Here is a 20,384-nt window from a genome sequence, read left to right as displayed (position 1 = left end):
CTAGGCCGTTTGCACCCCGACCTGCTCCCAGGCCTTCAGGACGGCCTGCAGTTCCTCCCCGTCGTTGAAGCGGGCCCGGGCCGCCGCGACCGTCAGCTTCGCGAAGTCCGCGAACAGCGCCTGCTGGCCCAGCTCGCCGCCGGTCAGCACGTCGTACCAGATCTGTCCGGCGCGCTCCCAGGCGTGGCCGCCGAGGGCGGTGGCGGCGAGGTAGAAGGCGTGGTTGGGGATGCCGGAGTTGATGTGGACGCCGCCGTTGTCGCGGCCGGTGCGGACGAAGTCGTCCATCGTCGCGGGCTGCGGGTCCTTGCCGAGGACGTCGTCGTCGTACGCCGTGCCCGGGGCCTTCATCGAGCGCAGGGCCTCGCCCGTGACGCGCGGGGCGAGCAGTCCCGCGCCGATCAGCCAGTCGGCCTCGGCGGCGGTCTGGCCGAGCGTGTACTGCTTGATGAGGGAGCCGAAGACGTCCGACATGGACTCGTTGAGGGCGCCGGGCTGGCCGAAGTAGGTCAGGTTCGCCGTGTACTGCGTGACGCCGTGGGTGAGTTCGTGGCCGATGACGTCGATCGGGATGGTGAAGTCGAGGAAGATCTCGCCGTCGCCGTCGCCGAACACCATCTGCTCGCCGTTCCAGAAGGCGTTGTTGTAGTCCCGGTCGTAATGGACGGTCGCGTCGAGCGGGAGGCCGTCGCCGTCGATCGAGTAGCGCTCGTACGCCTTGAGGAACAGCTCGAAGGTGGCGCCCAGGCCCGCGTAGGCGCGGTTGACGGTGGCGTCCCTGCCGGGTTCCGAGCCCTCGGCGCGCACCTCGGTTCCGGGCAGCTCGGTGGCGTGCAGGGCGTCGTAGATCGTGCGGTGCGGTTTGTCGGGCTCCGCGCCGGCCGGCGGGGCGATCGTCGGGGCGCCGATGACCGTGGTCAGACGGCGGTGGGTGCGCTCGAAGGCGTCGCGCTCCAGGGTCCGGCGGGCGGGACCGGCGAGCGTGGGGTCCTCGTTGCGGGCCACCTTGTCGAGGACGTGCGGCGGGATGATGGTGCAGAAGACGGGCTCATAGCCCCCGTTGGTCGTCATACCCGAAACCATTGCACTGAGTTACGTGAGTGTCACTAGCGGCAACCATGATTGGTGAAATGCGGGGATATGGAGCGCGACGTTCAGTGACACAGTGGTATGAGGCGGCCGAGGCGTAGTGGCATGGCGCACTTTTTGTCCCATTCATCCCCTCGACCCCGCATACTGGCAGTCCCGCATATTGATACAGGCCCGCGCATCCGGCGCGGCTCGGCTAGGCTGCGCAGCATCATGCGTTTCGGGCTGCTCCTCCTTAGCTGCCGCGGCGAGGGCCTGTAAGTCGAGGCCGACCCCCTCCCCGCGGAGTCTGGCGTTGCGCCGTCGGCCGTCCTTCAGGACACCACGAGGAGCCCACGCATCATGGCCCAGAGCGCCAATCGCCAGCAGCCCAGTTCCATGCCGATCCACAAGTACGGCCGGTACGAGCAGGTCGACATCACCGACCGCACCTGGCCGAACAACCGGATCACCGTCGCCCCCCGCTGGCTCTCCACCGACCTGCGCGACGGCAACCAGGCCCTGATCGACCCCATGTCACCCGCCCGCAAGCGCGCGATGTTCGACCTGCTGGTGAAGATGGGCTACAAGGAGATCGAGGTCGGCTTCCCGGCCTCGGGCCAGACCGACTTCGACTTCGTACGTTCCATCGTCGAGGAGCCGGGCGCGATCCCGGACGACGTGACGATCTCGGTCCTGACGCAGGCCCGCGAGGACCTGATCGAGCGCACGGTGGAGTCCCTGAAGGGCGCCAAGCGCGCCACGGTCCACCTCTACAACGCCACCGCCCCCGTCTTCCGCCGGGTCGTCTTCCGCGGCTCCAAGGACCAGATCAAGCAGATCGCGGTCGACGGCACGCGCCTGGTCATGGAGTACGCGGAGAAGCTGCTGGGTCCGGAGACGGAGTTCGGCTACCAGTACAGCCCCGAGATCTTCACGGACACCGAGCTGGACTTCGCGCTGGAGGTCTGCGAGGCGGTCATGGACGTATGGCAGCCCGGCCCGGGCCGCGAGATCATCCTCAACCTGCCCGCCACGGTGGAGCGTTCGACCCCCTCGACGCACGCGGACCGTTTCGAGTGGATGGGCCGCAACCTGACCCGCCGCGAGCACGTCGTCCTGTCGATCCACCCGCACAACGACCGCGGTACGGCCGTCGCCGCCGCCGAGCTGGCGCTGATGGCCGGCGCCGACCGCGTCGAGGGCTGCCTGTTCGGCCAGGGCGAGCGCACCGGCAACGTCGACCTGGTCACCCTGGGCATGAACCTCTTCTCCCAGGGCGTCGACCCGCAGATCGACTTCTCGAACATCGACGAGATCCGTCGTACGTGGGAGTACTGCAACCAGATGGAGGTCCACCCGCGCCACCCGTACGTGGGCGACCTGGTCTACACGTCCTTCTCCGGCTCCCACCAGGACGCCATCAAGAAGGGCTTCGACGCGTTGGAGGCCGACGCGGCCGCCAAGGGCGTCACCGTCGACGACATCGAGTGGGCGGTGCCGTACCTGCCGATCGACCCGAAGGACGTGGGCCGCTCCTACGAGGCCGTCATCCGCGTCAACTCGCAGTCGGGCAAGGGCGGAATCGCGTACGTTCTGAAGAACGACCACAAGCTGGACCTGCCGCGCCGGATGCAGATCGAGTTCTCGAAGATCATCCAGGCCAAGACGGACGCCGAGGGCGGCGAGGTCACGCCGAAGGACATCTGGGCGGTCTTCCAGGACGAGTACCTGCCGAACCCGGACAACGCGTGGGGTCGTATCCAGGTGCGCAACGGTCAGTCGACGACCGACAAGGACGGCGTGGACACGCTCACCGTCGAGGCGGAGGTGGACGGCGTCGAGACGGTCCTGTCCGGTTCCGGCAACGGCCCGATCTCGGCCTTCTTCGACGCGATGACGTCCCTGGGTATCGACGCCCGGCTCCTGGACTACCAGGAGCACACGATGAGCGAGGGTGCGTCCGCGCAGGCCGCCTCCTATATCGAGGTCGCCATCGAGGACAAGGTCATGTGGGGGATCGGCATCGACGCGAACACGACACGTGCGTCGCTGAAGGCGGTCGTGTCGGCCGTCAACAGGGCGGGTCGCTGACGGTTCGCTCCGCTAGGGGGGCGGCCGGGTCCGTTGTTGACTGCGGCGCCGTCGTGGCTGGTCGCGCAGTTCCCCGCGCCCCTTAGGGGGTTGCCGCGCCCGGTGTTTTTTGGGCCCCGTCCGCCGAATTTTGGCGGGCGGGGTTCGTCGCTTTCCGGCCATTGAGCTGTGTGGGTCACGGAAAGGTCTCGTCCTGGGTACTGACTCAGCCTCAACAATGTGGCTAACATCACGCAAGCGCGGCGATGTTGCCGCGGGGTTACGCGGAGGTGCGACGTGCTGCCAGGACGGGGACAAAACGACCGTGCTGCCCGGCGACCGCGCGTCCTGGGCACCCGAACCTCGTGGACCGGCGTCGGCGACGGCGAGTTCTTCTGCCCCAGCTGCGGGGGCGACCGCAACTACCAGCGGCTGGCCGGACGCCGCCGCTTCACCCTGCTCGGCATGCCCGTACTGCCGCGCGGCGAGACCGCCCCGGTCGTCGAATGCGCCGCCTGCCGCTTCCACTACGGCACGGACGTCCTCGACCACCCCACCACCACCCGCTTCTCCGCGATGCTCCGCGACGCCGTCCACACCGTCGCCCTCGCCGTGCTGGCCGCGGGCGGCACCTGCGCCCGTACGTCCCTGGAGGCCGCCGCGAGCACGGTCCGCGCGGCCGGCTTCGACGACTGCACGGAGGACCAGCTCAACGCCCTCGTCGAGGCCCTGGCAGCAGACGCCGGCCGCGTCTTCGGCGAACCCTGCGGGGCGAGCCTGGCCATAGAACTCCACGAGGCCCTGGACCCCCTGGCCCCCCATCTCGCCCCCACCGGCCGCGAGTCCATCCTCCTCCAGGGCGCCCGCATCGCCCTCGCCGACGGCCCCTACACCCCGGCCGAACGCGACGCCCTCACCACGGTGGGCGCGGCCCTCACGATCTGCGCGGACGACGTGACGCGGCTACTGGAGGCGGCGCGCACGCCGTCGTGACAACCCTCGGCTGACAGGCCTCACGCGAGCGCGGTGAGGGGCACAATCGTCTTGCCGGAATGTGCCGGGGGACGAGGGGGAGCGCATGAGGCACGGCATGCGCTGGGCGCTGGTGGTGGCACTGAACGTCCTGGCCTTCGCGGGCGTTTTCCTGCTGTTCTACGCGGCCGAGGTGCCGTTGCTGCCGGCGTCCGACGACAGCCGGGTGGCCGTGGGAGTGGCGGCGGCGACCGTGGCCGCGACGGTGGGCGGCACCTGGGGAGCGTGGTGGGCGCCGCGGGTCGCCCGGGCCGAGCCACAGCAGCCGGGGACCGGCGTACGCCTTGAACTGCCGCACGCGACGGTCACGGTGAACGGGACCCCGCCGGAAGCACCGCCCCAACTCCTTGTCCGTATGGGCGACCTACCGCGAGAACCCGTCGGCTTCCAGCCCCGCGAGGACCTGCTCGCCGACCTTGCCGGAGCCGCCGAACGGCACAGCCTGACCGTGGTCCACGCGGTCACCGGGGCGCGGGGCGTCGGGAAGACGCAGTTGGCCGCCGCGTACGCCAGGCGCCGCATCGAGGAGGGCTGGCCCGTCGTCGCGTGGATCACCGCGGAGAACAGCGGCCAGCTCACCTCCGGACTCGCCGAACTGGCCGACCAGTTGGGGGTGCGCGACGCGGCGGACGACGCGGCGACGGCCGCGCGGGCCGCTCTCACCTGGATCGGCCGCAATCCGGATCCGTGCCTGGTGGTGCTGGACAACGCGACGGATCCGGACGAGGTGGCCCGCTGGCTGCCCACCGCCGGCCGTGCCCAGGTCGTGGTGACGACCACGTCGCACGCCTTCGAGAACCTGGCGGGCGCGCGGGTGGACGTCGCCGTCTTCACGGAGGAGGAGGCGCTGGACTTCCTGCGCAGGCGCGCCGCGATCGCCTCCGACGACGGCGCGCGTGCGGTGGCCGACGAACTGGGGCGGCTGCCGCTGGCACTGGCACAGGCCGCTCACGTCATCCGCGCCCGGGGCACGGGGTACCAGGCGTATCTGGAGCGGCTGCGGAGCTATCCACTCCGCTCGGTGCTTGAGAAGGTGCCGGGCGAGCGCTATCCGCACCGGGTCGCGGAGGCCGTGCTCATCGCCGTGGAGCAGGCGGAGCAGCAGGCGCCGGGCAACGCGGTGCGGATCCTGCTGGACACACTCGCCGTGCTGTCGGCGGCCGGCGTGCCACGGGAACTGCTGCACAGGGTGGCCAAAGAGGCCGGGATCGACGACGAGGTCGCCGTCGAGGACGCTCTGGGCGCACTGACCCAGGCATCACTGGCCACGAACGCCGGAGCGGATGCGGTGAGCGTGCACCGACTGGTGCAGCGGGTGGTGCGCGAACGGGCGGGCGAGACACTGAGGCCGGTCGTCGGGGCGGTGACCCGGGGACTGGACGCCTTCCTGATACCCGTCGGCGCCGTGTGGGAGCACAGGGAGGTCGGCGGGCAACTCGTCGATCAGATCGACGCGTTGTGGTCCGTGGTCCGGGCCGACCTGGCTTCGTACGACGAGGAGGAACAGACGGCTCTGGTACGGCTGCGGTGCTGGGCGGCGTACGACCATCTGCGCCATGTGGGCGCGATGGCACGGGCGTTGGAATGGGCGGTGGGCACTCGGGCGGACTGCCTGGCCGTACTGGACGAGGAGGCGCCGGCCTCGTTGCTCGCGCTGGAGTGTGAAGGCGACGTCTACCTGGCGTCCCGCCGCAGCGAACAAGCCATCGTGCCGTACCGGAGGCGGCTGGAGATCGTCGAGCGGTTGAAGGGGCCCGAGCACGAGGACACCAGGGACGCCCGCTGGGACCTCGCCGACGCCTACCAGAGGGCAGGGCGGTTCGACCTGTCCGTGCCGACGTACCAAGAGGTGGAACGGGCGACCCGGCTGATCCAGGGCCCGGACCACGAGGACACCCGTCGTGCGCTCGACGACCTGGCGAACGCGTATGCGGCGGCGGGCCGGCGTGCCGAAGCCGTCCGCATCGTGGAGCGGATGCGGTCGGATCTCCCGCAGAGTTCGGGGCCGTCGCTGTCGGGGCTCGCCTCGCTGCGCAGCCTCGCCGACACCTACGGCGCGGTGGGGCAGGCGGAGGAGGGGGTGACGCTGCTGCGCCGCCATGTGGAGGACTGCGTGACGGCGCACGGGCCGGACGCTCCCGAGACGATCTGGGCCCGCAACAGCCTCGCCCATCAGTGCGTGGACGCCCATCTGTACAGCGAGGGGCTCGCCGCCGCCGAGGCCGCGCTGGAGAGTGCGGTGCGCGTGTTCGGTCCGGAGGACGGGGACACGCTGACCGTCCGCGACACTCTCGCCACATGTCTGCAGTGGAACAACCGGGACGACGAGGCCGTCGCCGCGTTCCGCGGCCTGGTCGACGAGAACACCGACGTGCACGGGCCCGACCACCAGCTCGTGCTGCGCGCTCGCCGCCAACTCGTCTGGTCGCTCACCGAGTCGAGCCGCATCCTTGAGGCGTACGAGGCGCAGTCGGCGCTGATCGCCGACCACACGCGGGTGTTGGGCGCCGAGGACCCGATCACCCTGGACACGCGTTTCTTCCACATCCGCGTCTGCACCCGACACGGCCGTTACCAGCAGGCGATCGAGTGCGCACGCGCTCTCCTCGTCGACTTCGAGCGGCTGTGCGGCCTCTCCGACCCGCAGACCCTCGAAGTCCGGCTCACCCTCGCCGACGCCCTGACGGCGGCAGACGAGTACACGGAAGCGGAGACGCTGCTCAGGCACACACTGCGGGACGCCGAGCAGACGCTCGGCTCCGGTCATCCGAAGGCGTTCTCCGCACGCGCGCACCTCGCCCGTCTGCTGCTCGAACAGGGGAGGGCCACTGCCGCCCGAGAGCTGCGTGAAAAGGACCTGGACGAGTACATCCGCCGCTACGGCGACGACCACATCAGCGTGGTCTGGGCCCGCAGCGATCTCGCCGACGTGCTCACCTGGTGCCAGGAGCACGACGAGGCACTCGCCCTGCACCGCGCGGTCGTCGACGAGGTGACCCGGCGCTGGGGCCCCGACCACCCGGCCGTCCTGCTGGCCCGCCGCTGGCTGGCGAACGCCTGCGGTGAGGCCGGACTGTACCGGGAACGGCTCCGACTGGCCGCGCGGGCGGTCGCGGACAGCGAACAGCTGTACGGCGTCGACAGCGCGCTGACCCTGGCCGCGCGAGTCGAACACGTGGCGGCACTCGCGGCGACCGGGCGCCGCCGTGAAGCCCGCCGACGGACCCGGGAGTTGTACGAGCAGACCCGGCGTCTGCTGGGAGACGACGACCCGAGCACGATCGTTCGGCTCGACCGGGTGGCCGACGGACACCGCGCGGTGCAGCGGCGCTTGAAGGCCCTCCGCATCCGGCGGCGCTCGCTCGACGCCTACGAGGCCATGTCCGGCCCCTGGAGCTGGAACTCCGTCGCGGCCCGCCGGATGCTGGGTTCCGCCTACTGCTCCGTCGGTCTGGTGTGGCGTGCCGCCGCGCTGCAGAAGCGTCTTCTGGACGATCTGACCGAGCACTTCGGCCCCGACCACACCGCCGTGCTGGTGCAGCGAAGCTGGTGGTGCGAAGCCCTCCGGCACTCCGGCCGGTGGCGCAAGGCGCTGGAGGCGGCCCGTGATCGCAGCGCCGACTACGAGCGGCTCTACGGCCCCGACCACCCCTGGACCCTCAACGCCCGCTGGTTCGTCGCGGCCACGGCCCGTCGGACCGGTCGAGTCCGCACGGCGCTGACCGCGTACACGACCCTGGCCGCCGACCGCGCCCGCGTGCACGGCCCTGATCATCTGCTGGCCTGGAACGCGCGTGCGGGCCACGCCTACGCCACGCTCTGGGCCCTTCACCCGCACCGCTCCGTGGCCCTCTACGACGTGCTTCTCCACGAGGGCGTCGCCCTCTTCGGCGCCGACAGCCGGCAGGTCGAACAGCTCGGACGGCGCTATGCCCTCCTCTGCCTCGGCACCGGCCACTGGCGCCGTATGTACACCGCCCTCCGCCTGCGCCGCCCCGTACTCCCCAGGGAGTAATCCGCCCTCTTCGCCACCCCCGGCAGTACCCCCGAACTCGCCCTCCCGCGCGACGATTCCGCCCTCCCGCGCCGGAAGTCTGGAGAGCGCAACCAGACGTCCACGCCGGAGGGAGGCCCACCCATGGGGGCCACAAGGACAACCGCTACACGGGGGCGGCGACGAGCTGTGCCCTGGCTCGTGCTCGCCTTGTGGATCGGGGTGCTGGCGGTCGCGGCGCCGTTCGCGTCGAAGCTCGCCGATGTGCAGCACGACCGGATCACCGACTATCTGCCCGCCAGTGCCGACTCCACCCAAGTGGCCAAGATTCAGAACCAGTTGCCCGGAGGGGAGAGCACCGAGCTCGTGCTCGTCTATCACCGGGACAGTGGACTGACCGCCGGTGACAAGGACTTGGCGGCCGGACAGGTCGCCGAGGTCGCCGGGCGGCACGCGCTGACCGGGACGCCGCAAGGGGTGCCGTCCGCGGACGGTACGACCCTGATGTATCCGGTCGTCAGCAATGAACCCGGCACCGACGAGGACAAGCGGGACGCACTCGTCGACGACGTACGCCAAGTCGCCCAGGGGGAGGGCGGGTTGAGCGTCGACGTCGGCGGCACCGGGGCGCTTGCCACCGACGCCTCCGAGGTCTACAACTCGCTCGGCGGACCGCTGCTCTACACGACCGTCGCCGTCGTGGCCCTCCTGCTCATCCTGATCTACCGCAGTCCGGTGCTGTGGCTGGTGCCGCTCGTCGTCGCGGGGATGGCCGACTTCCTGGCCATGGGCGTCGCCTACGGCCTCAACCAGGCCTTCGGCACGACCGTCTCCGGACAGAGCTCGGGCGTCATGACCATCCTCGTCTTCGGCGCCGGTACCGACTACGCACTGCTGCTCATCGCCCGGTACCGGGAGGAACTGCGGCGCATCGAGCGGCCGTACGACGCGATGCGCGCCGCCCTGCGCGGCTGCGGGCCCGCCGTACTCGCCTCCTCCGGGACCGTCGCCGCCGGGCTGCTGTGTCTGCTCGCCGCCGATCTCAACTCCAGCCGGAGCATGGGACCGCTCGGCACGGTGGGCGTCCTGTGTGCGCTGGTCGCCATGCTGACGCTGCTGCCCGCCATCCTGGTGCTGGTCGGGCGCCGGGTGTTCTGGCCGCTCGTCCCCGCCTTCGGCAGCACGCCCAAGGCCCGCCGGTCCCTGTTCACCGCGATGGGCACCTCCGCCGGGCGACGCCCGCTCACCGTGCTGGCCGCCGGCGCCGTCCTGCTCGGCGCGCTCGCCCTGGGCGCCTTCAGCCTGCCCGGCTCGATCAAGCAGGGCGACTCCTTCGTCGACAAGCCCGAGTCGGTCACCGCGATGGAGACACTGGCGAAGGCCTACCCCGATCGCGGCAGCCAGCCCATCGACGTGATCACCCCGGCCGGCCGCGCCGACGCGACGCTCGCGACCATCAAGGGCACAGCGGGGGTCGCCGACGCGCAGTTGGGTCGTACCGGAAGCGGCTGGAGCGAGATCACCGTCCTCGCCCAGAGCGCGCCCCAGTCGGCCGGCGAGACCCGGACCATCGAGGCGCTGCGGGACGGGCTGAGCGGCTCCTACGTCGGCGGGACCAGCGCCCAGCAGATCGACCTGGAGGACACCAACGCGCGGGACCGGCTCATCGTCGTACCGATCGTTCTCGTGTCCGTGCTGCTGATCCTGATCGTGCTGCTGCGCTCGCTCGTCGCGCCGCTGATGCTGGTGGCCGCCGTGGTCGCGGTGTGGGGCGCGGCGCTCGGCATCGGCGGGCTGGTGTTCGGGCCGGTGTTCGGATTCGAGGGCACGGATCCGGGGCTCGGGCTGTTGTCCTTCGTCTTCCTTGTCGCGCTGGGCGTGGACTACGGCATCTTCCTCATGCACCGGATGCGGGAGGAGTCCGTGCGGGGCGCGGATCCGGTCGCCGCCGCGCTCACCGCGCTGCGGACCACGGGCGGGGTCATCGCCTCCGCCGGGCTGGTGCTGGCCGCCACCTTCGCCGTGCTGACCAACATGGGGCTGGTGCCGCTCGTCGAGATGGGCTTCGTCATCTCGGTCGGCGTGCTGCTGGACACCTTCCTCGTCCGGACGTACCTGGTGACGAGTGCGAGCGTCGCGCTGGGCCGGCGGGTGTGGTGGCCGGGCCGGCTGTCCAAGGCGCCGGACGCGTCCGGTTCGGTGCGGGAGCCGGAACCCGTGTGAGCCGTCCGGCAATTCGTGTGATCCCGTGGGCGCCCCTCCCTCCCCGGAGGGGCGCCCCCTGTCGGAGGATGAACCCCGTGCAGAACCCCGTGCAGCCAACGACGACAGCACCGCGGCCCCGCCCGGGCGAGCGGATCATGGCGGCGATCAACCGCGACCCCCGAACCGCCCCGCACGCCACCCGCAACGACGCGCTGCTGGCGCTCGCGCTCGCCGTAGTCGCCGTATCGCTGGCCCTGTTCACCAACGACGCCCGCCGCCCGGACGCCCTCGGCTGGACGCTGCTGCTCGCCGCCCACGTGCCCCTGGTGTGGCGCCGGCGCCACCCGCTGCTCGTGCTGGCCGCGCTGGTGGCGCTGGTCGTCCCCTACCACGCCCTCGACAACAACCACGGGGCGCCGACCCCGGCCGCGTACGTCGCGCTCTACACGGTCGCCGTCACCGGCCGCCCCCTGCGCACGATCCTGACGGGCGTCACCGCCATCGCGTTCGCCGTGACCGTGATGCTCACCGTCAACACCCACGAGGCCGTCGAACTGCTCCGCATCTCCGGCTGGATCATCGCCGTGCTCTTCCTCGGCATCGACGTCCGCTACTACCGCCAGTACGTCGCCTCCATCGTCGACCGCGCCGTACGCGCCGAACGCACCCGCGAGGAGGAGGCCCGCCGCCGCGTCGCCGAGGAACGCCTGCGCATCGCCCGCGACCTGCACGACCTGCTCGCCCACAGCATCACCCTCATCGGCGTCCAGACCTCCGTCGCCGCCCACGTCCTGGCCGCTGACCCCGAACGCCTGGACCGGACGGCGGTAGCGACCGCCCTCGACGACATCGCGGACACCTGCCGCACGGCACGCGGCGAACTCCGTACGACCCTGGAGGTGCTGCGCGAACACGGCACCCCGGACGCCCGCGGCCCCCTCCCCGGCCTGTACGGCCTGCCCGACCTCGCCGAGGCCGCACGGCTGGCCGGCGCGAAGGTCGACCTGTCCGTGCGGGCGGACGAAATCCCGGCCGCCGTGGGCGCGGCCGCCTACCGGATCGTCCAGGAGGCGCTCACCAACGCCGTACGGCACGGCGGGCGCGACGATCTGACGGTGCGGGTGAGGGTCTACGACGGTGACGGCGCCCTCCGTGTCCAGGTCACCGACGACGGGGTGGGCGGCGGGGACGCCCCGCCCGGCTTCGGGCTCGTCGGCATGCGGGAGAGGGCGCGGAGCGTGGGCGGCACACTGGACGCCGGGCCGGGTCCCGGGGAGGGGTTCGAGGTGAGCGCCGTACTGCCGGTGAGAGCCCGGAGAGACGGGGAGGGGGAGGCATGAGTGCCGCCATTCGGGTACTGCTCGCCGACGATCAGACCCTCGTACGGGCCGCGTTCGCGATGCTCGTCGAGTCGGCGCCGGACATGGAGGTCGTTGGGCAGGCGGGAACGGGCCGGGAAGCCGTGGAACTGGCCCGCAGCCGGCGTGCCGACCTCGTGGTGATGGACATCCGCATGCCCGACGTGGACGGCATCGAGGCGACCCGGCTCATCGCCGCCGACGAGGATCTCGCGGGGGTGAAGGTGCTCGTCCTGACCACCTACGACACCGACGAGTACATCGTGGACGCGCTGCGCGCCGGCGCCTCCGGATTCCTGGTCAAAGACACCCGTCCGGCCGAACTCCTTGACGCCATCCGGACGGTGACCGCCGGCGAGGCGCTGCTGTCGCCGGGACCGACGGCACGGCTCATCTCCCGTTTCCTGCGCACCCCTTCGGCGCCGACGACCGGCGGACCCGAATGTCTGTCCGAACGGGAACGCGGGGTCCTCACCCTGGTCGCGCGCGGCCTCAACAACACCGAGATCGCTGACACGTTGGGGCTCAGTCCGCTCACGGCGAAGACCCACGTCAGCCGGATCATGGGGAAACTGGGGGCGAGGGACCGGGCGCAACTGGTCATCGTCGCGTATGAGTCACGGTTGGTGACACCGGGAAACATGTGACGAACCGGCACCTGCCGGTCATCCCGTGAGGGATGACACCCGCAAAGAACAAAGGGAGAGCGATGACCCTCCTGAGCCGCACGATCATCACCACAGCAGTACTCCTGAGCCCGCTCACGGTCCCCACGACCGCCTCGGCCGCTTCCGCCGCCGCGACCTGCACGTCCTCGGTCCCCTACGTCTCCGGGCAGGGCGGCTACGACACCTACCGCATCCCCGCGACCGTCAGCACCCGGTACGGCACCCTCCTCGCCTTCGCCGAAGGCCGCCGTACCGGCGGCGGCGACACCGGCAACATCGACGTCGTCCTGCGTCGGTCCACCGACGGCGGCTGCACCTGGGGTCCGCTGGCCGTCGTCGCCGCGGGGAAGGGCGACACGCGCGGCAACCCGGCTCCCGTCGTCGACCCGCGCACCGGGGCCATCGTGCTCCTTACCTCCTACAACAGCGGCACCGTGACCGAGGCGCAGATCATGCGCGGTGAGGTCACGCGGGCGCAGAGCCGTCGGGTGTTCGTGCAGCGGAGCTGGGACGACGGCCGTAGCTTCTCGACTCCGTCCGACATCACCGACTCGGTGAAGCCGGCCTGCTGGCGTTGGTACGCGACGGGACCCGGTCACGCCCTCGCGCTCACGAGCGGCCCGCATGCCGGACGGCTGGTCGTCCCCGCCAACCACTCGTCGGCCCCGCCCGCTGGTTCGTCGGACACCGGTCAGGAGCCCAGGTACTACGGCGCCCACGTCCTCTACAGCGACGACTCCGGGCGCAGCTGGCAGCTCGGCTTCGTGGACGCCTCGTACAACGGCTACAACAACTCCAACGAGAGCGCTGTCGCTCAACTCCCCGACGGCAGGCTGTACTTCAGCTCTCGCGACGAGAACGGCACGAGTGTCGGCAACCGGCTGGACAGCTATTCGTCCGACGGAGGAGGAAGCCTGGATCGCCCGTACGAAATCCAGTCCATCCTCAACGACGTCCCGGCGGTGAGTTGCAGTGTCCTCCAACTCCGCTACCCCGGAGAGCCACTGCTCTTCTCCGGCCCGTCCGTCCCCACGGCCCGGCGAGCGATGGCGATCTGGCGCAGCGTGGATGGTGGCCGCACCTTCAAAAAGGCCCTGACCCTGTCCCAGCAGCGGGCCGCGTACTCGGACCTGGTCCGGGTGAACTACAGCACGGTCGGCATCCTGTACGAGACGGGAGTGAACGGGACGTACGAGACGATCGAGTTCCGGAGGGTGGGGGTGGCCGAGCTCGGCTAGACCTTTCTGCGGCGGGGGCGAGGAAAGCTCGGTTACAGCAAACCCGCACCCGCCAGAAACTTCCCCACCCGCTCCACCTCGTCCACCGACAACGGCACCTGCGGCTCAGCCGTCACCGGACAGTCGATGACCCCCCGCAGATGCAGCGCCGCCTTGAACGCCCCCAACGCCGACGAGCTACCCCCCATCCGTGCCGCATCCCCCACACTCACCATCCCGAACAGCTCACACAACCGCTCCTGCTCACCCCGAGCCCGAGTCCAGTCACCCGCCCGGCAGAACCGGTCGAGACGGACGTACCCGTCGGGATCGACGTTGGCCAGCCCGGGCACCGCCCCGTCCGCCCCCAACGCCATCGCCGCGTCGACGATCACCTCGGACCCGGTCAGCACGCTGAAGCCACTGATGGTGGGGTGCGAACGAGCCCCGGTGACGACCTGACGGAAACCGCCCAGGTCACCGCTGGAGTCCTTCAGACCGGCCAGGACACCGTCAGCCGCCAGCTCCAGGACGAGATCCGCGGCGAGCTTGGTGTGCACGGCGACAGGGAGGTCGTAGGCGAGGACGGGGACGGGTGAGGCGTCCGCGGCGAGGCGGTAGTGGCGGGCGATCTCCGCCGGATGGGTACGGGTGTAGAACGGCGAGATCACGACCACGGCGTCAGCCCCCGCCGCCGTCACGGCCGCGACATGATCCAGCACCCGAGGCGTGGTCATGTCGATCGCCCCGGCCAGCACCGGGAGTTGACCGCCGACATGGGCCACGACCGACTCCACGACCACCCTGCGCTGATGATCCGTCAGAAACGCCGCCTCCGACGTCGAACCGAGCACGAACAGCCCGTCCACCCCGCCCTCCACCAAATGGTCCACCAGCTTGTAGAGCGAGTGGACGTCCACCTCACGTTCCGGCGTCAGGGGCGTACAGACGGGCGGAACGACTCCGGTCAGCGGGGTGGGGAAGTTCATGAGGGCTCCCTGGGATGGTTCTGGCGCACGAGGTCGGCGGTCGACTGGTCCTCCTCAACAGGATGGTGGCACCGGAACCGATGCCCAGGCGTGGATGAAACGGTAAATTCGGGCATAAATTCAGCGCATACCCCGTCCGCCTTCCAGCACCGCGTCCGGAACGGACACCCACTCGGCGGCCGAGTCGCCGACGGCACCGGCCCCACGAGCGGAATCGGATCGATCGGGTCCAGAAGGCCCGGCGTCGCCGAGAACAGGGCGCGGGTGTACGGGTGCCGGGACCCGTCCGTCACCCGGTCCGCCGGAGCCTGCTCCACGATCCGGCCCAGGTACATCGTGATCACCCGGTCGCTCATCCGCCGTACCGTCTGGATGTCGTGCGAGACGAACACGAGGGCCAGGCCGAGGCGTTCCTTGAGGTCGAGGAGGAGGTTGAGGATCTGGGCGCGGACGGAGACGTCGAGCGCGCTGGTGGGTTCGTCCGCGACGACCAGAGCCGGGTCAAGGGCCAACGCCCGTGCGATGGCGACGCGTTGGCGTTGCCCGCCGGAGAGCTGGCCGGGCAGGGCGTCGGTCAGCGCCTTCGGCAGGCCGACCAGCGACATCAACTCCCTTACCCGCTCCTCCCGTTCGGTCGGCGTGCCGCGTCGGTGCACGTCCAGCGGGTCGCGCAGGATACGGCGAACCGGCAGGCGACGGTTCAGTGCCGTCGACGGATCCTGGAAGATCATGCCGGTGCTGCCGCCGACGGCCGCCCTGCGCTCCCCGGGCGGCATCGACCACAGGTCACGGCCCCGGAACGACACCGTCCCGGACGTCGGCCGTTCCACCCCCACCAGCACCTTCGCCAGCGTCGACTTCCCGCACCCCGACTCCCCGACCACGCCCACCGTCTCACCGGGCGCGACGGCGAGATCGGCGCCGGTCAGGGCGTACACCCTGTCCCGCGTGAACAGGCCGCCGCTGCGGGCCTTGTGGACGACGTGCGTCCCGGACAGCTCGACAATCGCGTTCATGTGACGACCTCGCTCTCCGAACTGCCCTCCGCCACCAGGTCGATCGCCGGGTGATGGCAGGCCGCCGTGTGCGACCGCGAGCCCAGCGGATCGGGGAGCGTCGTACGACACACCTCGCTCGCCGGCGGACACCGGTCCGCGAAACGGCAGCCCGCCGGGAAGTCCGCGGGGGAGGGGACGACACCCTTGATCTGCGTCATCCGCTCGGCCGCCGACTCCAGCGACAGCACGCTGCCCAGCAGGCCGCGCGTGTAGTGGTGGGTCGGCGACTCGACCACGTCGGCCGTCACGCCCGTCTCGACGATCTGCCCGCCGTACATCACCACCACCCGGTCGGTGACGGCCGCGACCAGAGCCAGGTCGTGCGAGACGAGGATGAGCGCGAAGTCCAGCTCCTCCCGCAGCCTGAGCAGCAGCTCTATGATCTGCGCCTGCACCGTTACATCCAGCGCGGTCGTCGGCTCGTCGGCGACGATCAGTTTCGGGTCGCGGGACAGGGCCATGGCGATCAGCACGCGCTGGCGCTGGCCGCCGGAGAGCTCGTGTGGGTAGCTGCGCAGGGTGCGTTCGGGGTCGAGGCCGACCATCGTCAGCAGTTCCTGCGGTGTACGCCGGCCTCCGCGTCGTACGAGCTGTTTGAGCTGGGCGCGGATCGTCATCGCCGGGTTCAGGGACGACAGCGCGTCCTGGTAGACCATCGCCATCTCGTGGCCGAGCAACTTGCGGCGCACGCGCGGCGGTTCGGCCAGCAGGTCCCGCTGGTTGAAGCGGACCTGGCCGCGCACCCGGGCGCCCTTCGGCTCCAGGCCCATCACCGTCAGCGCGGTCAGCGACTTGCCACAGCCCGACTCGCCCACCAGGCCCAGGACTTCACCGGGCCGCACCTCGAAACTGATGCCGTCGACGATGTCCACACCGTGGTGGCGGCTGGCGAAGCCGATCGCGAGGTTCTCGACCGCCAGCACCGGTAGACCTTCGGCGGGAAGGGGCCGGGCCAGTGAGCGCAGCCGCAGCGCCGCCTCGGTCAGGCCGGGCAGCGCGAGCACCTCTCCACCACCCGGCTCGGGCGCCTCCAACTCGTCGTCCTCGTCCCGCGTTTCCACATCACGCGCCGCCGGGGCCGCCCACGCGTCCGAGACCCCCTCGGACAGCACGTTCAGCGACAGCACGGTGACCAGCATCAGCAGCCCGGGGAAGACCGTGGCCCACCAACCCCCGGTCAGCACCATGTTCTTGCCGTCCGCGATGACACTGCCCCACGACGGGTCCGGCGGCCGTACGCCCGCCCCGATGAAGGACAGCGACGCCTCGAACACGATCGCCTCGGCGACCTGCACCGTGCAGAACACCAGTACCGGGGCAGCGCAGTTGATGGCCACGTGCAGGGTCACGATGTGCGGGGTGCGCGCGCCGATGACCCGCTCGGCGGTCACATAGTCCTCGCCGTACTGGTCAAGGACGTTGGCCCGTACGACCCTTGCCACCGGCGGCGTGAACAGGAACGCGATCGCGCAGATCAGCACCGCGATCCCACCGCCGAACACGGCCACCAGGACGGCCGCGAGCGCGATCCCCGGAAACGCCATCACCACGTCCAGACACCGCATCAGCGTCTCGTCGACCCCTTTGCGGGAGGTCGCGGCCACAGCACCGATCACCGCGCCCACGACGAGCGCGAGCGCGGTCGCCCCGAGCCCGATGGCGAGCGACCAGCGGGCCCCGTACATCAGGCGGCTGAGGATGTCCCGGCCGAGGCTGTCCTGGCCCATCCAGTGCGCGGCGGACGGGTGTCCGGTGCCGTCGACGGGCGGCTGCTGGTCGAGCGGGTCGTCCGGTGCGAGCAGTGGTGCGAATACGGCGGTGAGGACCACGACGGCCAGGAAGCAGACGGCGATCTTCGACGGCAGCGGCAGCCGGCGCCAGCCGCGCAGCCGGATGCCGGGACGCGAGAGGGCCTCGGTGAGGCCGGTGCGCGTGAACAGGGTGACCATCAGGTCGCATCCCTCAGTCGCGGGTTGACCAGTAGATACAGGATGTCGATGACTAGGTTCACGACGACGAAGCCGATCGCGGTTGTCAGGACGACGCCTTGGACGACGGCCGGGTCGCCGTTCTTCACGGCGTCGATCATCAGCTTGCCCATCCCGGGCAGGGAGAAGATCGTCTCGATGACGACGGCGCCGCCGAGGAGGTAGCCGACGCGCAGCCCCAGCACGGTGAGCGGGTTGATCAGCGCGTTGCGCAGGACGTTCCGGCCGACCACGACCCGGGGCGGCAGACCGCTGCCGATCGCTGTACGGACGTAGTCCTTGTCCAACTCCTCCACCACCGACGTCCGTACGACGCGCGTGAGTTGGGCCGCCACCGGCAGGGAGAGCGCGAGCGCCGGGAGCGTCATCGTCTTCAGCCAGCCGGTGAAGGAGTCCGCCGGGTTGATGTAGCCGCCGGCCGGGAACCAGCCCAGGTCGACCGCCAGGTACTGGATCATCAGCAGCGCCAGCCAGAAGCCGGGCGCCGCGACCCCGGTCAGCGACACGACGCGGATGATCTGGTCGGGCAGCCGGTCCCGGTAGATCGCGGCCGTCACGCCACCGAGGAGCGACAGTACGACCGCGACACCCAGGCCCAGGAAGGTGAGCTGGAGCGTGAGTGGCAGCGCGGTCATGACCTGGTCGACGACCGGCGCCCGGGTCAGCGCGCTGGTGCCCATGTCGCCGTGGAGGAGCGAGCCCACGAAGCCGAAGTAGCGGACCGGGAGCGGGTCGAGGAGGCCGTTCTGCTCGCGGAAGTCGTGCAGCTGCCCGGGCGTCGGGTTGGCGCCCTGGAAGAACGCGGACGCCGGATCGACGTCCGAGAAGCGCATCACCAGGAACACGAACAGCACGATGCCGAGCATCAGCGGGACGAGCAGGGCGATACGGCGGGCCAGGATCCTGGCGATGGCGACCACGGGTCAACTCCTGTGCAACGAAAAGGGATTAGACCCACTTGGCCTGGAGGAGGTTGATGCCGGGATACGGCTGTGCCCTTATCCCCGTCAGCTCGGCCGGGTCCCAGGCCGTCATCAGCTCGTTGTGGACGACCGGGTAGAGCACGGCCTGTTCGGCGACCACGTCGACGTAGTCCTGGATCATCGTCTTCTTCTTCGCAGGGTCCGGCTCCCGCGTCGCCTGGTCCATGTCCTTGAAGAGCTTCTTCGCGACAGCGTTGTCGGCCCAGCGGGCGTAGCCCATCCACAGGTTCTGCGGGCCGTAGTTGTAGTGCATGATCAGGTCGGCGTCGAGGCCGAACTGGTTGGGGTTCGAGGCGGCGGCGACGACCTGGTAGTCCTGCTTCTGGTCCATCTTGGTGAAGACGGCCGTGGTCTCCTGCGGCGACAGCGTCGTCCTCACGCCGATCGCGTCCCAGGACGCCTTGATGGTCGGCAGACAGTCGACGATCCAACTCACGTTCACGGCAAGGATGTCGATACTCAGCCCGCTGACCCCGGCCGCCTTCAGCAGCGCCTTCGCCTTCTGGGGGTCGTAGCCGTAGACCGTCTTCGCGCGCCGGTAGGCCGGGTTGGCCGTGTTGAGGAAGGACGTCGACGGGGTGCCGTGTCCCTTGAGCGCCACCTCGACCATCTTCTCGCTGTCGATGGCGTAGTGCAGGGCCTGTCGCACCCGTACGTCGTCGAAGGGTTTGTGCCGGGTGTTGAACATCAGGAACAGGTTGTTCATCCCGGCCCCGCCGACGACCCTCATGCCGCCCTCGGTGAGCTGCCCGATGTTGGCGTAGGGGATGTTGTCGGCGATCTGCGCGCCCGCGCTGGCGCCGGAGATCCGGGCGACCCGGGGGGCCGCGTCGACGATCGTCAGCCAGTTCATCTTCTTGAAGGCGGGCGGGCGCGGGCCGTTGTAGTCGGCGAAGGCGGCGAACGTGGTGTTGGACTTCGGGTGGTGCGCGGTCTGCCGGTACGGCCCCGAGCCCACCGCCTTGCCACGGATCGCGTCGTCCCACGCGCCGGGCTGCGAGAAGACGTGCTTCGGCATGATCTTCGCGAGGGTGAGCCGCGAAATCCCGTCCGGGAAGGGGAACTTCAGCACCAGCTCGACGTTCCGCGCGTCGATCTTCCGGACCTCCTTCAGCCAGCCCGCGAAGAAGCCCTTGGCGAGGGTCTGGGTGTCCGGGTCGAGGATGCGGTCGAAGACGAAGACGACATCGTCGGCGGTGACGGGCTCGCCGTCGTGGAACTTCGCCCCCGCCCGCAGCGTGAACTTCCAGGACGTGCTGTCCGGGTCGGCCGGGACCTGCGTGGCGAGCGCCGCGTACGGCTCGCGCGTGATCGGGTCGGTGTCGAGCAGGCCCTCGTAGATGTGGTTGTTGCCTGCCATCGCGAAGGCGGACGCCGTCTGCGTCGGATCCCAGCTGCCGTCGTTGCCGTATCCGATGACTGCGGTGACGGCGCGATTCCTGCCGCCTCCGCCGGTGTCGTTGGTGGACTCCGGTCCCGCCGAGCAGGCCGCCAGCGCCGAGGAGACGGTGGCGGCCGCGCCCAGCGCGCCGGAGTGCTTCAGGAAGGACCGGCGGTGCAACGCCGGCACGTCGTGGGTCACGTCGCGCACGGTTCCTCCAGCAAAGGGGTCAGCGTGACCTTAGGAGGGGCCGTGAGGGCGGTCAAGGATACGTACACGAATGGCCCACTTGCCGCAGGTTGGACCAATGATGCTATGAAATGGTGCAGTTGGGCCGGTGTTAGGCGGGCGCGGTACTGGAGCGGGAGCT

13 protein-coding genes are annotated in these 20,384 nt (G+C 70.3%); 7 read left to right on the top strand and 6 right to left on the bottom strand.

Translation table 11 applies throughout. The annotated features are described in order from the left end of the window. The gene (locus AC5DRG_RS17805; RefSeq protein ID WP_491811521.1) at positions 1-1,071 is read right to left on the bottom strand and encodes a M4 family metallopeptidase; all 1,071 of its coding nucleotides are present in this window, start codon (positions 1,069-1,071) and stop codon (positions 1-3) included. Positions 1,072-1,431: 360 nt separating this feature from the next. On the opposite strand from AC5DRG_RS17805, the gene leuA reads away from it, so the two are divergent. The 7 genes from leuA to AC5DRG_RS17770 all read left to right on the top strand — a co-directional run bounded on the left by leuA (position 1,432) and on the right by AC5DRG_RS17770 (position 13,636). Next, on the top strand, positions 1,432-3,162 hold the full coding sequence (gene leuA / locus AC5DRG_RS17800) for a 2-isopropylmalate synthase (protein WP_491811520.1): 1,731 nt from the start codon (positions 1,432-1,434) through the stop codon (positions 3,160-3,162). Between the two features lie 276 nt (positions 3,163-3,438). After that, positions 3,439-4,134 carry a TerB family tellurite resistance protein gene (locus tag AC5DRG_RS17795; RefSeq protein ID WP_491811519.1) on the top strand — a complete coding sequence of 232 codons (696 nt, stop codon included), beginning with the start codon at positions 3,439-3,441 and terminating at the stop codon, positions 4,132-4,134. 85 nt (positions 4,135-4,219) lie between these two features. Then, entirely contained in the window at positions 4,220-8,188 is a 3,969-nt protein-coding gene (locus AC5DRG_RS17790) for a tetratricopeptide repeat protein (RefSeq protein ID WP_491811518.1), read from the top strand. A gap of 123 nt (positions 8,189-8,311) precedes the next feature. Beyond that, entirely contained in the window at positions 8,312-10,390 is a 2,079-nt protein-coding gene (locus AC5DRG_RS17785; RefSeq protein ID WP_491811517.1) for an MMPL family transporter, read from the top strand. A gap of 68 nt (positions 10,391-10,458) precedes the next feature. After that, the gene (locus AC5DRG_RS17780) at positions 10,459-11,712 is read left to right on the top strand and encodes a sensor histidine kinase (protein WP_491811516.1); all 1,254 of its coding nucleotides are present in this window, start codon (positions 10,459-10,461) and stop codon (positions 11,710-11,712) included. Further along, positions 11,709-12,377 (top strand): response regulator transcription factor, encoded by a 669-nt coding sequence (locus tag AC5DRG_RS17775; protein WP_491811515.1) that lies wholly within the window; start codon positions 11,709-11,711, stop codon positions 12,375-12,377. Before AC5DRG_RS17780 ends, AC5DRG_RS17775 begins: the two co-directional genes overlap by 4 nt. A 62-nt stretch (positions 12,378-12,439) precedes the next feature. Further along, complete coding sequence (locus tag AC5DRG_RS17770; protein WP_491811514.1) at positions 12,440-13,636, top strand: sialidase family protein; 1,197 nt, start codon at positions 12,440-12,442, stop codon at positions 13,634-13,636. 32 nt (positions 13,637-13,668) lie between these two features. Here AC5DRG_RS17770 and AC5DRG_RS17765 read toward each other — a convergent pair whose 3' ends face one another. The 5 genes from AC5DRG_RS17765 to AC5DRG_RS17745 are packed head-to-tail and all read right to left on the bottom strand — an operon-like array spanning position 13,669 to position 20,224. Next, entirely contained in the window at positions 13,669-14,604 is a 936-nt protein-coding gene (locus AC5DRG_RS17765) for a dihydrodipicolinate synthase family protein (protein WP_491811513.1), read from the bottom strand. Then, positions 14,601-15,620, bottom strand: coding sequence for an oligopeptide/dipeptide ABC transporter ATP-binding protein (locus AC5DRG_RS17760; RefSeq protein ID WP_491811512.1), 1,020 nt, complete (start codon positions 15,618-15,620; stop codon positions 14,601-14,603). The genes AC5DRG_RS17765 and AC5DRG_RS17760 overlap by 4 nt, the downstream gene beginning before the upstream one ends. Continuing rightward, the gene (locus AC5DRG_RS17755; protein ID WP_491811511.1) at positions 15,617-17,611 is read right to left on the bottom strand and encodes a dipeptide/oligopeptide/nickel ABC transporter permease/ATP-binding protein; all 1,995 of its coding nucleotides are present in this window, start codon (positions 17,609-17,611) and stop codon (positions 15,617-15,619) included. The genes AC5DRG_RS17760 and AC5DRG_RS17755 overlap by 4 nt, the downstream gene beginning before the upstream one ends. Continuing rightward, a complete protein-coding gene (locus AC5DRG_RS17750) occupies positions 17,611-18,570 on the bottom strand; it encodes an ABC transporter permease (protein WP_491811510.1) in 960 nt (319 codons plus the stop codon). The genes AC5DRG_RS17755 and AC5DRG_RS17750 overlap by 1 nt, the downstream gene beginning before the upstream one ends. 28 nt (positions 18,571-18,598) lie before the next feature. After that, a complete protein-coding gene (locus AC5DRG_RS17745; protein ID WP_491811509.1) occupies positions 18,599-20,224 on the bottom strand; it encodes an ABC transporter substrate-binding protein in 1,626 nt (541 codons plus the stop codon). Between the last annotated feature and the right edge of the window lie 160 nt (positions 20,225-20,384).

It is taken from the genome of Streptomyces sp. JLBG701, from assembly GCF_058544905.1.
The sequence above is the reverse complement of the archived record's forward strand: the minus strand, read 5'-3'. Positions and strand labels throughout refer to the sequence as shown.